13 protein-coding genes are annotated in these 14,486 nt (G+C 31.3%); 9 read left to right on the top strand and 4 right to left on the bottom strand.

All coding sequences use genetic code 11. The features are described 5' to 3' along the window. The first annotated feature begins 346 nt into the window (after positions 1-346). From RLT85_RS14660 to RLT85_RS14640, 5 genes are all read left to right on the top strand, one after another. Positions 347-541: a hypothetical protein gene (locus RLT85_RS14660; RefSeq protein ID WP_311402797.1), complete on the top strand. Its 195-nt coding sequence runs from the start codon at positions 347-349 to the stop codon at positions 539-541. A 182-nt stretch (positions 542-723) separates the two neighbouring features. Beyond that, the gene (locus RLT85_RS14655) at positions 724-1,542 is read left to right on the top strand and encodes a hypothetical protein (protein WP_311402796.1); all 819 of its coding nucleotides are present in this window, start codon (positions 724-726) and stop codon (positions 1,540-1,542) included. A 6-nt stretch (positions 1,543-1,548) separates the two neighbouring features. Beyond that, complete coding sequence (locus RLT85_RS14650; RefSeq protein WP_311402795.1) at positions 1,549-2,121, top strand: condensin complex protein MksE; 573 nt, start codon at positions 1,549-1,551, stop codon at positions 2,119-2,121. Next, positions 2,105-5,809 (top strand): ATP-binding protein, encoded by a 3,705-nt coding sequence (locus tag RLT85_RS14645; protein WP_311402794.1) that lies wholly within the window; start codon positions 2,105-2,107, stop codon positions 5,807-5,809. The genes RLT85_RS14650 and RLT85_RS14645 overlap by 17 nt, the downstream gene beginning before the upstream one ends. Further along, positions 5,809-6,672 carry a DUF7281 domain-containing protein gene (locus RLT85_RS14640; RefSeq protein ID WP_311402793.1) on the top strand — a complete coding sequence of 288 codons (864 nt, stop codon included), beginning with the start codon at positions 5,809-5,811 and terminating at the stop codon, positions 6,670-6,672. The genes RLT85_RS14645 and RLT85_RS14640 overlap by 1 nt, the downstream gene beginning before the upstream one ends. Positions 6,673-7,005: 333 nt before the next feature. Here the strand turns inward: RLT85_RS14640 and RLT85_RS14635 are convergent, their stop codons facing one another. Next, positions 7,006-7,869: a helix-turn-helix domain-containing protein gene (locus RLT85_RS14635; protein WP_311402792.1), complete on the bottom strand. Its 864-nt coding sequence runs from the start codon at positions 7,867-7,869 to the stop codon at positions 7,006-7,008. Between the two features lie 76 nt (positions 7,870-7,945). Beyond that, complete coding sequence (locus RLT85_RS14630) at positions 7,946-8,572, bottom strand: putative quinol monooxygenase (protein ID WP_311402791.1); 627 nt, start codon at positions 8,570-8,572, stop codon at positions 7,946-7,948. Between the two features lie 1,119 nt (positions 8,573-9,691). Between RLT85_RS14630 and RLT85_RS14625 the strand changes: the two genes are divergently transcribed. Beyond that, the gene (locus tag RLT85_RS14625) at positions 9,692-10,456 is read left to right on the top strand and encodes a TrkA C-terminal domain-containing protein (protein WP_311402790.1); all 765 of its coding nucleotides are present in this window, start codon (positions 9,692-9,694) and stop codon (positions 10,454-10,456) included. A 395-nt stretch (positions 10,457-10,851) separates the two neighbouring features. On the opposite strand, the gene RLT85_RS14620 is transcribed toward RLT85_RS14625, so the two are convergent. Together RLT85_RS14620 and RLT85_RS14615 are read right to left on the bottom strand one after the other, a co-directional pair. Then, positions 10,852-11,985 carry a low temperature requirement protein A gene (locus RLT85_RS14620; protein ID WP_311402789.1) on the bottom strand — a complete coding sequence of 378 codons (1,134 nt, stop codon included), beginning with the start codon at positions 11,983-11,985 and terminating at the stop codon, positions 10,852-10,854. A 118-nt stretch (positions 11,986-12,103) separates the two neighbouring features. Then, the gene (locus RLT85_RS14615) at positions 12,104-12,232 is read right to left on the bottom strand and encodes a hypothetical protein (RefSeq protein ID WP_311402788.1); all 129 of its coding nucleotides are present in this window, start codon (positions 12,230-12,232) and stop codon (positions 12,104-12,106) included. A gap of 164 nt (positions 12,233-12,396) precedes the next feature. On the opposite strand from RLT85_RS14615, the gene RLT85_RS14610 reads away from it, so the two are divergent. The 3 genes from RLT85_RS14610 to RLT85_RS14600 all read left to right on the top strand — a co-directional run bounded on the left by RLT85_RS14610 (position 12,397) and on the right by RLT85_RS14600 (position 14,194). Continuing rightward, positions 12,397-12,588, top strand: a complete 192-nt coding sequence (locus RLT85_RS14610) for a hypothetical protein (protein WP_068452127.1) — start codon at positions 12,397-12,399, stop codon at positions 12,586-12,588. A 228-nt stretch (positions 12,589-12,816) separates the two neighbouring features. Next, positions 12,817-13,338, top strand: coding sequence for a Crp/Fnr family transcriptional regulator (locus RLT85_RS14605; protein WP_311402787.1), 522 nt, complete (start codon positions 12,817-12,819; stop codon positions 13,336-13,338). 55 nt (positions 13,339-13,393) lie between these two features. Continuing rightward, positions 13,394-14,194, top strand: a complete 801-nt coding sequence (locus RLT85_RS14600; protein WP_311402798.1) for a type 1 glutamine amidotransferase domain-containing protein — start codon at positions 13,394-13,396, stop codon at positions 14,192-14,194. The last annotated feature ends 292 nt before the right edge of the window (positions 14,195-14,486 follow it).

Below are 14,486 nucleotides of genomic sequence, written 5' to 3'. Positions count from 1 at the left end.
CACCGTATATCATAACCTTAATCCTCTCTTTGTTCTTTCTGATTTATAACTTAAATTTAACAAGAATCAAACTTAAGACGTATATAAAAAATTGCTGCAAAGTGCTTAATTCATTGGCTTTTTTATATATTTATGGTCAGTTTAAATTCGAAAGGTTGGTGATTATTTACACGCAACTTTTCATATACAAACACGTTGTGCATAATGCAAAAAATCGTGCAAACCATTAAAATTTGAACTAAAAAAAACCAACCGCACAAACAGCACATTTGGTTTTTGCCGACACATAAGCCAACGCTAAAAAAACCAAAAGAGCTGTTTTTCTGCCAACGCACAAAACGAAACGATGAATACTTTCAATGACATAAAAGAATTGGTTACCGCTTTGAAAAGAGAGGAAAAACTGATATCTGAAATGTTTAGTAAAAGAAAATCCATAGACTACAGATTGAGTGATGCACTAGAACTGGTTGATTACGAAGAAAATCGTATTGATAAGTTAATAGAAAAATCTGTAATAAGAGAAACGGAGGCTTATTAGAACTTGATGGTCAATTTTTAGAATTCTTTGAACAAGTACTTTATGTTAGTGAAGAAATCAACTTGTCTTACATTGATGATAATATCAAAACTATAAAAGAACATATCCTTTATTTTTTAAATGAGCCTAATGAAAATCGCAGATATTCATATTTAAGACTAATAAAAAAAACGTTTAGAAATATGGGACTTGTCACACTACGAAGTGTGGTAGATTTAAGAAGAAATATTGAAAACACCTTTAAAAACGAATCTAATTACAAGAACAAACAATTAAAGTTAGAACACCTTGATGAGAAAAGAACAATAGTAACAAATTTGATACAGCAAACATTGACTCTTATTAACGAGGAAGAAATAACTTTTTTTAATAGAGCCTTAGATGAAGAATTGAATCGAATTATTATTGAATTAAAACATCAGCTAGGAGAATGCTCACATAACCTAATTGAAATAGAAAAACAGATAATTGATTTTCTAAATCAAATAAAACAGCAAGGAAAATTCTTAGAGAAATTACGAAAACTAAAATATTTAAAAGATAATTTTACTATTGAAGCAGAAACAGACATTAAACAAATAGTATCAAATAAGAATCACGTGATTTTTGAGGGAAGAACAAATCAGTCTTTAAATTTATCTATCAATTTTCTTAGAGAAGATGAACGAGCTTTTGAAGCAATTAAACGAATTGCTAAACAGCATAAAGATAGGTTACTTTTCAAGCCAGAAATAGCAGATAGTATTTCTAATGAATATCTTGAATATAGTATTGAGGAAGAAATAATGATTAATTTAGAAGAAGTGCGAAATCGATTTGTCGCTACAAGTGATAATTTATTCAATTTTATTTTAAATTATGATTTTTCAAAAGACGTAGATTTTAATGAACGAGTAACAATCTTCTGCCAAATCATTTCTCAATATGAGCAAGAATTAAAAGTAAAAGACAATTTCCAAATCACCAATGGTATTGAATATGCTATGGTATTTTCAAAATAAATTTTAATGATTACAAAATATACATCAGAAATATTTGACGTGCTTCGCAAAGGACAATTCATCTGTTCAAACAGCCCAAATGATGACATTCAAAAGCTTTATAGGATTTTAGAAGATGAAGAAACATTTGAAGATTTATACGAATACTTTTATCAAATCAACTATATCTTAGAACAAGGCAATGAATTTTTCTATTTCAGTCGTATAGAAAATAATGCAGACTTAGACAGGAAACTAGAAAAAGCATTTAATTGGATTGACATACTAGACTTTTTTAAAACTTTTGATTCTTCTTTTGATGTAGGCTTTAGGTTTTCACCATCAGACATTGTAAATCAACTAAAAAACAATGCAGATTTAAAAACCAAACTAGAACAATTAAAAAAAATTGGTGTTGACAAAAAAAGTTACTCAGATAGAATAAAAAAAATAATTGAGAAACTTGAAAAAGATAATTTTATAACATTAGAAAACGAGATTTCAGAAACATACAAAGTACTTACTTCACTAAATTATTTGAAAGACATTATAATAGCTATTAATATTCCCGAAGAAATAGAAAATGAGATACCTAAATAAAATAGTTTTTATAAATAGCGCATCTGTACAATACGCAGAAATTGAATTAGATGGAAATGTTCATTTAATTGGAACGCAAGGTGTTGGGAAAAGCACATTGCTTCGTGCTATTCTATTTTTCTACAATGCAAATAAAACAAAGCTTGGGATACCGAGAGAGAAAAGGGGATTTGATGATTATTATTTTCAATATCAAAACTCATATATTATTTACGAAATTATAAAAGACAACATTCCTTTTTGTGTTTTAGCTTACAAAGTAAATGGAAAAGTTGCATTCAGGTTTTTTAATTCTGAGTATAAGCGAGAATTATTTATCGATAAAGATAATAGAGCTTTTGAAAGTTGGGATAAAATTAGAAATGCTTTTGGTAAAGAGATTTATTACACAAATTTAATAAAGAGTTATGAAGATTTTCGTAGAATTATTTATGGAGATAATAATGGATTAAAACCTGAACTTAAAAAGTATGCTTTAATAGAAAGTAAGCAATATCAAAATATACCAAGAACTATTCAAAACGTACTTCTCAATACTAATTTAGAAGCGAAATTTATTAAAGACACCATAATAAATTCTCTAAATGAGGAGGAATTTGTTATCGATATTGAGAATTATTCTAAAAATCATTTACGTGATTTTGAAACTCAAATTAACGATATTAAAATATGGTTTAAAGAAAATAGAAAAGGGCAAATTGTTGTTAGGAAACAAGCTGATAAAATTATTGATAGATTCAGAGTTTACAATTTCCTAAAAAGGGAAAAGAAAGAGCTAGCTTATGAATTAGCATCTCGAATAAATTACATAGAAAATGAAAAGCCACTTTTATCTTCTAGTTTTAAGAAAGAAAATAATGAGTTAAATACCATATATAAAAGTAAAGAAAATTTAAAAGAGCTTCATTTAAAAAGAGAACAAAAGTTAATTTCGGATATTGATTATCTCAAAAAAGTATTAACGAAATCGAAAGAAAAAAAGGTTGATTATGACAATCAAAATATCAATCAAATAATTTCAAAAGTTACAAAGAAAGATGCTTTAACTATTGAACAAAAAACTTTAGGAGACGAAAAAAATCTGCTAACCTCTAAATTCACAGAAATTAGTCAGAAATTTCAAGCTCTCATTTCCCAAATTCAAAATCAACAACAAGAGTTTACCAATACGCAAAACGCAGAAATCAACAAAATACAGCGTGTTTTTGGAGAGAATAAGAATTCAGTATTTGATACCTACCAAAAATTGATAAATCAAATTAAAGAAGAAAATAAAGATGAAGTAGATAAAGGTTACAATGTTTTAGAAAAAATAAAAGAAAATGAAAATAGGTTAAAGAGAAACAAATCAGAATTAAAACATAAAACCTTTTTCTCTACAGAAATTGAGAAGAGTAAAGACGATAAAAAAACACTTGATGACAAAATTTCAAGTTCGAAAAGCATTATACTAAATTCAACAAATCAAACAGCTACAATTCGTAAAGAATGGGAATTAGAGGCAAAAGAAGTTGAAAGAATTAATAATTCATCAGTTGAGAAAGAAAAAGAAAAAAGTCAAAAAACAGCTTTTAAAATCGAGAAAATTGAAAACAAAATTCAACAAAGTAAATCTTCTCTTTACGGCTGGCTGAATGACAATAATATCCCTAATTGGCAAAACACCATAGGTAAAGTAATTGATGAAGACAATGTATTATTCAACACGGAACTAAACCCTAAACTAATTGATAGTACTTCCTCTACCCTATTTGGTATAGAGTTAAACTTAAACACCTTAAAAAACAGTATTAAAACTGTCAAAGAATACAATCAAGAAATTAAGGAGTACAAAGGTAAGATTGTTGAAATTCAAAATACTATTAAGCAACTTAATGCAAATAAAGAGGAAAGTTTAAAAAAGCTGAAAACTAAATTTAAGAAAAAACTAAATAGTCTTAAAGAAGTTATTGCAGAAAATGAATATACAATATCACAAAACGAAGAAAAGTTAAAGAAAAATAAGATTGATTTGGATGAATGGGTTTCAAAAGCTAAATCGGAAAAAGAAGCTATTTTACAAAAACTAGAAAATGATTTAGATGAGATTGCCTCAAAGAAATTAAAAGCTAAAGACAACCTAGAACTTATTAAGAAAGGAATAAGGCGTAAAACAAGCTTAAAAGAAAAGGAACGGAATAATGAAATTAAATCTTTAGAGGAAATTAGAAACAATACCATTTCCGAAACAAAAACTTCTATCTCAAACGGTAAAGAAGTATCAAATAAACGTATTCAAGAGCTCAAAAAAGAACAAACCTCAGAATTAGACAACAAAGGAGCTGACACGAAAAGACTCAATATAATTGATAATAGATTAAACGATATAGAAAAAGACTTAGATTATATAAAAGAGAACGAAACAATTGTTATTGAGTACAACAAAGACAAAAGAGAACTCTTTGACAAAGTACCTCAATTAAAAGTTGAGAAAACTAGTTTAGAAAAAAAGCAAGCTTCAATAGTAAATGAACATAAAATTGAGTTGAATAAAATCAATTCAAAATATTCTAAACAAGAGCAATTTGTAAATTCAATAAAATCTAAAATTGATGAATTTGATGATGACGAAAATAAAATTTTAGAGTTTAAAGAAAAATCGGAAACCTACAAAAGCATTCACATTTATTTTTCTGAGCCAATTAGAGAAATTGTCGAGACAAAAACTGCTATCTCAATTATCACAGAAATAAATGACAACCATTATAAAGGAATCGAGACATTTAAAGAGTTACAACAATCTACAAATGTATTTACAGGTAATTTTAGCGAACAGAATATATTTAGCTTTAAAGTAAAATTAAATGAAGATATTGAATTTTTAAACTTTGCATCTGAACTTAAAGAATTTATCGAATTGGATAAAATTAACGAATATGAAAATCGAGTAAATAATCGATTTGCAAATATCATTCGCTTAATAGGCAGAGAAACAACTGAACTGAACTCTAAAAAAGGAGAAATTGAAAAAATAATCAAAAAAAATAATGATGATTTTATTGGCAAAAACTTTGTTCAAGCCATCAAAGGAATGGAAATGAAAACTTTAGAAAGTTCTAATCCAATCGTCAAATTATTAATTCAGATAAAAGAGTTTAATGATGAAAACAGTCTTGCTTTAGGAGAAACAAATCTTTTTACTTCTTCAGAAAGTAATTCGAAAAATCAAAAAGCGGTAGATTTATTAAAACAACTAGTCAAAGAATTATTAAAGTCAAAAAGCACAACTCTAACACTTTCAGAGTCTTTTGATTTACAATTTAGAATAATAGAGAATGATAATGATTCTGGATGGGTTGAAAAACTTTCTAATGTTGGTAGTGAGGGAACAGATGTTTTAGTAAAAGCTATGATAAACATTTTACTTCTAAATGTTTTTAAAGATAGTGCTTCTAAAAAATTCAAAGACTTTAAATTACATTGTATGATGGATGAAATAGGAAGACTTCACCCAAATAATGTTAAAGGGATTTTAAGATTTGCGAACGAAAGAAACATTTTACTAATTAATGGTTCACCAACAAGTCAAAATGCTACAGATTATAAATACACATATAAACTTGCAAAAGAACAATCCCAAAGCAACACTAAAAAATACATCACAAAAATTAATCGATTGGTTAAAGTAAATACCAAAGTTCTTAAATAATGAAATTAACATTAAAAATAGCAAAAGTATTAGTACAACTAATCAATGGAGAATCTATTCCTAATCACTCTGCTAAAAGTAGATTAATTGACGATTTAGTATCTGAGAATATTATAACTCGAAAAGGAAAGCACAAAAAGTCCTTAGAGTTAGTAAGTAAATCGAGTTTACACACTTATTTAGCAAATCAGTTACAAATTAATGATTTGAACAATTATATCTTGGCTTTAGAAAATAAAAATTCAACTCGTGCTGAACTTGTAAAAATCACAACAGATTCCAAAAAATCAAAAGAGAGAGCTTTTAAGGGGTTTTTAATGAATAGTTATAATTCTATAAAGGCAGAACTGAATAATGAAACCATAATCATCAATCCTACTAAAGGAAGCTTTGTTTTTATATATGATTATGAATCTTTTAAAATCCCAAAAGAAATAACCGTTATTGGTGTTGAGAATGCTAAAAATTTTAGTCAAATTCAAGAACAAAAATACTTGTTTAAAAATATAAAACCTTTGTTCGTTTCACGTTATCCACAAAACCAAAATAAAGATTTTATAAAATGGATGAGTTCAATTCCCAATAATTATTTGCATTTTGGAGATTTTGATATTGCAGGAATTGGAATTTACCTTAATGAATATAAAAAGCATTTATCAGAAAAAGCGACATTTTTTATTCCTGAGAATATTAAAAGTGTTTTAAGAAAAAATGGTAATAGAGAACGATTTGATAACCAAACAACTAATTTCAAAATTGATGAAATACAGGAATCAAAAGTTTTAGATTTAATTGAATTAATCAAAAAAGAAAAAAAAGGTCTTGACCAAGAATATTATATAGAAACGAATAGCCAAAGCTAAAAGCCATACACATTCGCAATTCGCTTCAGCCATCACATAAGCCAAAAATTGCAAAAGAGTATGTCTTGCCAACGCTCAATCCGAACTAAATAACAAACATCGGAAAACCAAGCTGAACGTAAAAAGCACTATGCACAACAACGTGTATAAAACATAGCTATTACAGGCTTTCCGAAAGGTTTTTGTATATTTACAAAGTACGCCAAATTTTTTATTTAGTTATATTTAGAAAAGAAAATTAAACATAAAAATAAAAAATTCGGCTCGTGCTAAATCCGAAAAGTTAGCGTTTATTTATACGCTACGTTTCATACACAAGACCGTTGTGAGTAATTAATTTGACTCTAGTTTAGCAAAACCAACTGTCTTACGATAAATATCAGGTGATACTCCTACCTTCTTTTTAAAAAAACGACTGAAATAGAATTCATCGTCATAACCTAAAAAAGCAGCAACTTGTTTCACTGGTTTAGAAGTTAGATAAAGTTCTCGTTTCGCCTCAATAATGATCCTATTTGAAATTAAGGATGAAGTCGTTTGATTGAGATATTTCTTGACGATACCGGCTAAAGTTTTAGGACTTACACTTAGTTCATCTGCGTATTCTTGGGGAGAATGTAATTTGCAATAATTACTCTCAATTGCATCGACTAAATTTTGTAAAATTTCTGTTTTTGAATCTGACAATCTGGGAGTTAATTGTTGATCGAATTGTTTCTTATGTCTGACCGCTTCTATTAAAAACACTTTTAAAAATGCCACAAGAACTTCATGCTGAGCGATTGAGTCTTTGTCCATCTCTTTCGAAATTTGATCAATCAAATTAAGAAATAGGCTTTGCTCGTTTACAGTAAAATAGGGTAAACCATGGAAATTATTAAAAAGGAATCCCTCGGTCTCTATTTCGTTTTGATGTCTATATGTACAAAAAAAATCGGGATGAAAATTCAATAAATAACCCTGACACTTTTCTTCAGAACGTATCATGAAAGGTTGATACGGAGCCAAACAAATCATTTGATTTCCTTGTAATTCAAAACTTTGAAAATCAACGCTTAGTTCATAGCTGATTCCACATAACAAAACGATAGAATAATAATTTCTTCTTTGTAAATGATCAAACTGGCTTAGGTCGTTGAACTCTTCTAATCTAAACGCAAGTTCCCCGTTTTGTTTGTCTATAATTATTTGGGCCATACTAACTTTATTTTTTAGCTCATTCAAATTTAAAAAGAAAGGAGTGCCAAAAGCACTCCTTTCTTAAATCAAATATTTATTTTGAAGCTAGAATGTTAATTTTTTGAATTGCTGAAGCATCAAAGCCTTCCAAAATTACAGGCGCATTCTCCATCAACGCTGCTGCTACTTTCCCTTTTAAATGAGCATCTCTGCCAGCGTCATCTGCAAACGTATCGAAAATGGCATAGGTTTCTTCATTGATTTTAAAAGCATACCATGATAAAGTTGCAGGCTCAGAACTTACCAATGACTTGCCCGCTTGTAAGAAATCCTCCACTGCAGATGTCTTTCCTTCTTTGGCTTTCATAATCACCAACAATCCCTTATTCTGATTACCCACTTTATGATTACTTGCTTGAATATCAACAGTCTTAATGTCTCTGCTAGAATCAAAACCTTCTAAAAGTTCTCCAGCGTTGGCCAATAAGGCTTTTGCCACTTCTCCATTTAAGTGTGCCTGTCTGCCTTCTTCAGCTTCAAATGTGTCATAAATTCCGAAAGTTTGTTCATCTATTTGAAATGCAAACCAAGATTCAGTTTTTGGTTCTGCCTTTACCAATGATAAACCACCTAGAAGAAACTCTTTCACTTCTTGCTCCTTACCTTCTTTCGCTTTCATGATTACTAATAATCCGATGTTTTCATTTTTTGTGTTGTCCATAATATTACTTTTTTTAGATTGAGAAAATGTTTGAATTGTTATTCCTAGAATTAGAACTAAGCTACTTAATTTGATTAAATTTTTAAATTTCATTTTGACTTATTTTTGTTACACTACAAATATAGAACTAAATAAGGGGCCTTGGAATGGAGATAAGAGACTTAAACATGGACAATTTTCCAGTGACAATGAAGAAAGTAAAAAAGCTCATAATCGAGTAGACAGCTCCACCCAAAATAGGAGCGGAGTTCGCCTCTCACACCACCGTAAATACGGGTCTCTTGTACGGCGGTTTGTATCCCATCTTTCTAATCGCTCTTTACACCGATTGAAACTATTCCTTACTTTATAATTAGGCTACAAATTTTCTAGGGAATCGATCACCCAATAATGAAAATCAATGCTCCTAATCTAATTTCAAGAAGGGTCACATTCAGTCCTTCCCTACTTGTGAGACTTCTGTGCTTTGCACAGCTTGTGGCTATAGGTACTATGACCTCGGCTGACTTCTCTGTTCTGCTCCACGTGGCTATAGAGATCTCGCTTGGTAAGGTAAATACCATTCAATCTAAGTCCGCAGAATCTACATAGGTGCTCCTTTTAAAGTTTGGGGCTTTGTAATGATGTGCTTACTTACCCAAGTAACTATGTCTCATATTCTGTTCCTGTTCGTCGGTTCAGATTTTTGTAGTCTCGCTTACTTCACTTCTAAGGTCACCCTTAACAAGCTTGCGACTTACTAATGCTTCAGTGCGTTACTACCGTGCATTCGGGACTTTCACCCTTTGGGACATTCTTTTATAAGAACTATATTTACCATTCAAGGCACACACAACGGTTCATCGCCAATAAGCGGCTCCGTTAGTAAGAAAATAATTAACTTGACCAACAACCAATACTAAGCTGACAAATTCAGGTTCTCTACTCTGACGAATCCCCAAGACGTTTTAGGAAATTTTGAGCCGGTTGTTCTGCCATTCGAAGTTATGCTCAAACAAAATTCTTATATTTGTAACAGATTGTTTTAATGAATTCTTAAAACCTAACGATTGATAGACTGTAAACTTGCAGCCTATTATAGTTATACTTTGAGATCTTGTTCCAAAAAAAGTAGTTGCCATGATTTCAGTCGTTTCCCTTCTCATTGTTTTAGCACTCTCTATGCTGGTGATCCGCATAGGTGCCGTGGCATTTTTGATGACAGGTTTATCGGAGGAAGTAGCACAATTTCAAGCGCTCTCAGCCTTCTCGGGTGCGGGATTCACAACTGGCGAAGCAGAGAACATCGTGAAACATCCAGCACGACGCAGGATTGCTTCTTTACTTATTCGGCTTGGCTCTGTAGGTGTAGTGACTTCCATTGCAACACTAATGCTCTCGTTCGTTGGAGCCGGACAGGCAACACCGGAGCGTTTGCTAGTACTGGTGTTAGGAATATTTCTGATCTTAGGACTGGCGCGAAGCCGGATATTCAACCGAATTCTTACGCCTATTATTGAACGTTTATTAGCCCGCTACACCACGCTTGATTTAAGAGATTATGCTGCTTTGCTTCATCTTCGAGAGGATTATCGCATTGCTGAGATTGAAATTGGGGAACATATCTGGTTGGCGAACCGCACGATAGGTGAACTCAGCCTGGAAGATGAGGGTCTTCTCGTACTCGGAGTCAAGCGGTCTGGCGAAGACTACATTGGGGTTCCACCAAGAGAACTCCGCCTTCGGACTGGAGATCTGCTTGTCCTATACGGTCGAAAAAATCGCCTGGCTGAACTTTCTACCCGGGCGTTAGGTAATCAAGCAGCCCATCATGAAGCAAAAGCCGAGCATATGCGTGATCTTGATGAACAGCGGCAGCAAATGCAACGAATGAATACGACATAACACGCTGTTTCAGGTAGTATTTTTGTGAAATATACTTTTATCTCGTGTACCTCTCGGAGAATTAATAAAGAAATGTCACTTCATCCATATTTTAGCTTTCCTAGACGTTGTAGTAAAATAGAGGGCTTTTTTATAATATTCCTGGACCCCAATATTTTTCCCTTTTTCAACAAGAAAAATGGGTTTAACTCAGAACGTTCTGGTGAAAAGGAGTAATAATCCTGTTTGGAGAACCACAGTCTGACTAAAAGCTTGCAACAACAGTTATTCAAAAATGGCTTTTTTTTGGAAGAATTATTTTATTTCCTTCTATAATACAGAACCTGCTAAACGGACAACGGAAAAACTCCAATCCGTTTTATAGCCGGGCACGTTGTACGGAAACCTATATATTTTTATTTTTTCGAAACATACTCAGATATATCCTTAGTTAGGGTAAACTTGAAATTGGCCAAAGTGTAATACAGCATACCTATTGTAATTCCAACAAGCGCATATTCTATTTTTGGCAAAAAGGTAGATGCTATGGTTATAAAAATACATACTAGTGTATTAATTATCATACTTTTACGGAAGGGAGGAATAAAAACAACATATACGGTTTGTTTTCCGATGTAAAAAAAGCTCATTCCAGTAATCGCCAGAATTCTAAACTCATTCATATTTAGATCATTTAAAATAGCATGTCGAATCACATTAGCCAAGATCACAAAACCCATAGCTAAAAACAAGTGGGAATACAACATAGGAAACCCGTTGGTCATAGATTTAATCCGCTCATTGACAGGAAAACTATCATAATATATCCACCAAATAAGGCCAATCATAATAAAACCCGTAACTGCTGTCACAATACTTAAAATGTCCCAATTGACACTTCTTAAAGTACCTGTAAGACTTATAATAGATTCTCCCAGAAGTATTATTGAAAGCAATCCTATTCGTTCTACCAGATGTTCGCGATGGACCGGTTTTGGTTTCTCCAAATTCCGTGTACTTACAAGATAAATACCGAGCATTTCAATTAGAATTCCGGAAACCAAAATAATTTCCCTTAAGGGGGTTTCCATGAAAATGGAAATAGCTGAAATTCCCGTGCCAAAAAGAATTACATAACCACTTTTCCTAGCATAACTTACAGAGTGCCGGTCTTGATTAGATGCTCTAAAAAATAAAAACACCAATATTAACTTTATAACCGCATAAAAACCGACAAAGGCAGGATAATTCTGAAAGAGATCATCTCCAGAAAATGCAGACATGATTATCATCAAAAACATAATTGTAAGACTAAAGATTCTTTCAGTCCTATTATCATGATTGAATCGATTGGAAAATAAGGTATGTACGATCCAGATCCACCAGATAATAATAAATTGTAAAGGGAATAGCCAAATCTGTTCAGGAATCAAATGGTTATCATGAGTATGCGCCAGATTATGAGTCACTACTCCAATGCTGGATACAAAAACAAGGTCGAAGAATAGTTCGAGCCAGGTAGCATGTCGGTGTTTTAGAAAATATTCCAAATATTAAATTTTTAGGATTTACTTTTAAAGAAATTGTAAACGACTTTTTCTTCAGCAACCAATTGACCTTCCTGGAAAGCCTACATAGTTGTTACCATTAGTCTATTGCCCAAATGTACTAAATTATCTTAAAATAATTAAATGCCTTTGCACCTTGTAAATAATCAATTCTAAGATCAATACTTACTAATTTATCTTCTTCAGAAATAAAATTGGCAATTCCAACCATTCCACCTACTAAATCCATTATTAGATCAATAACGCCACCGTGTCACCTGCTTCTTTGAATGTCTCCTACCAATTCTGCCCTGTAAGGTAATAAAACCCGTACTGGCTGAACCAAAAAACCAAAGTTGTACAAATGAAAGCGCTAATATATTAACGGAAAAATGTTTAGCAGATTCTAAAGAAATGGCAGTAAAATATCCTGATTTGACTAAAGGGTATCATAAATGTTTAACTGCAAAGATTCAAGCGGAATTCACTCTAGCGGAATATATCGAGATTATTAAAATTGGAATTGAAGAACAAAAGCAAAAGTTATTACCAGTATTTCCAAGCTGCTTGTCGGATTACCAAAATAATGTGAAAAAGCATAATTAAAACATTAATATTAATAAGCCTGCGCACAACAACGGTTCATCGCTAATAAGCGGCTTCGTTAGTAAGAAAATAATTAACTTGACCAACAAACCAATACTAAGCCGACAAATTCGCGTCTCTTACTCCGCCAAATGGCGATAAACGAGACCGTTGCGAGTAATTTAAATGAACATCGAAAATTCAATAATATTAGAAATTTTTAAGGGCATTTCTTTTTCAAAAAAAGAAATGAATATTATTGAAAGTAAACTTAAAAAACTCAAGTTAAAAAAAGGGGCTACAATATTAAAAGCAGATGATAAAGTGAACAATCAATATTATGTTTACAATGGATGTTTAAGAACTTACTTTATTGACAAATCTGGTAAAGAACATACTTTGCAATTCGCCATTAATGATTGGTGGATAAGCGATTATACGGCTTTCTTCACGGCATCCAAAGCGATTATGTATATTGAAACTATTCAGGATGCAACTTTATATGAAATTTCCAAAAAAAGTATGGAAGATTTATTTGTAGAGATTCCACAATTAGAAACTTTTTTCAGAAAAAAAATGGAAAGAGCTTTTACTAGCTTTCAAAACAGAATATTAGCAAGTTTAGCCCAATCAGCTAAAGAAAGATACGTTTCTTTTATTAGCACTTACCCAAATATTGAACAGGCTGTAAAAAATTACCATATAGCTTCTTATCTAGGAATTACTACCGAAAGCTTAAGTAGAATTAGAAAAGAAATATCTCATAATTGATTTTATTACCATACATCAATTTTCAGTACTTAATTTGACAGTAATTTTGTCTCTAATCAAAAGAATAACAACAATTATAATCGCTTTAGCTTTATTATCCTCTTGTGGTAAAAACACAAAAGAAAATAATTCTAATGAAAAAAAATTAAGTATTAACACAAAAAAAAGCAAAACAATGAAAAAAGTATTATTTGTATTAACTAATCACGAAGATTTAGGAGATACTGGATTCAAAACTGGTTTTTGGATTGAAGAATTTGCAGCACCTTATTACTTATTAAAAGATAAAGGAATTGAAATTACTATGGCATCTCCAAAAGGTGGACAACCTCCAATTGACCCAAAAAGTAATGAACCAGATTTCCAAACTCCAGCAACCATAAGATTTAATGATGATAAAGAAACTAAAGAGATCTTATCTAAAACAATAAAATTGGAAACTGTTAATCAAGCAGATTATGACGCAGTATTTTATCCTGGTGGACACGGTCCTTTATGGGATTTAGCTGAAGATGAAAACTCAATTGCTTTAATAGAAGATTTTTATAACAACAATAAACCTATTGCTGCTGTTTGTCACGCTCCTGCAGTTTTTAAAAACACAAAAAATACGGATGGGACATCTTTGGTTAATGGGAAAAAAGTAACTGGATTTACAAACGGAGAAGAAGAAGCTGTTCAACTAACTTCTGTTGTTCCATTTTTGGTTGAAGAAATGTTAAAGAGTAATGGTGGAATTTACACTAAAAAAGCAGACTGGAGTCCTTATGCGGTCGAAGATGGTCTGTTAATAACCGGACAAAATCCTGCATCTTCAGAACTAGTTGCCGAACTATTACTAGAAAAGTTAAAGTAAAAACTACTCATAATTACGTGTATAATTAATAGCGACTTGGTTTTTTAATTCAAGTCGCTATTCTTTTTTATTTTGTAAATTACTTTCCGAAAGTGATCGCAAAAATTTCCCTACTACTCATACACAAATACGTTAGCACACATTTAAAAAATGTACTTTCCTGAAATAGGTTGACTAAAAATTAAATAATTAATTATAGTCACTTATGAAAACACAAAATGAACACTGGCGAAAAAAAAGCTACCAAAAAGTAAATTTAGAGACCAAACTCTTAGTAGTTGACCAAATCTTG

Source organism: Mesonia ostreae (assembly GCF_031845265.1).
Classification (GTDB): Bacteria; Bacteroidota; Bacteroidia; order Flavobacteriales; family Flavobacteriaceae; genus Mesonia; species Mesonia ostreae.
The sequence above is the reverse complement of the archived record's forward strand: the minus strand, read 5'-3'. Positions and strand labels throughout refer to the sequence as shown.

Bases quoted from the DNA above. Each gene is read 5' to 3' on its own strand.
- RLT85_RS14660 (WP_311402797.1), top strand. From the start codon at position 347: ATGAATACTTTCAATGACATAAAAGAATTGGTTACCGCTTTGAAAAGA.
- RLT85_RS14655 (WP_311402796.1), top strand. From the start codon at position 724: ATGGGACTTGTCACACTACGAAGTGTGGTAGATTTAAGAAGAAATATT.
- RLT85_RS14650 (WP_311402795.1), top strand. From the start codon at position 1,549: ATGATTACAAAATATACATCAGAAATATTTGACGTGCTTCGCAAAGGA.
- RLT85_RS14645 (WP_311402794.1), top strand. From the start codon at position 2,105: ATGAGATACCTAAATAAAATAGTTTTTATAAATAGCGCATCTGTACAA.
- RLT85_RS14640 (WP_311402793.1), top strand. From the start codon at position 5,809: ATGAAATTAACATTAAAAATAGCAAAAGTATTAGTACAACTAATCAAT.
- RLT85_RS14635 (WP_311402792.1), bottom strand. From the start codon at position 7,869: ATGGCCCAAATAATTATAGACAAACAAAACGGGGAACTTGCGTTTAGA.
- RLT85_RS14630 (WP_311402791.1), bottom strand. From the start codon at position 8,572: ATGGACAACACAAAAAATGAAAACATCGGATTATTAGTAATCATGAAA.
- RLT85_RS14625 (WP_311402790.1), top strand. From the start codon at position 9,692: ATGATTTCAGTCGTTTCCCTTCTCATTGTTTTAGCACTCTCTATGCTG.
- RLT85_RS14615 (WP_311402788.1), bottom strand. From the start codon at position 12,232: ATGGATTTAGTAGGTGGAATGGTTGGAATTGCCAATTTTATTTCTGAA.
- RLT85_RS14610 (WP_068452127.1), top strand. From the start codon at position 12,397: ATGGCAGTAAAATATCCTGATTTGACTAAAGGGTATCATAAATGTTTA.
- RLT85_RS14605 (WP_311402787.1), top strand. From the start codon at position 12,817: ATGAATATTATTGAAAGTAAACTTAAAAAACTCAAGTTAAAAAAAGGG.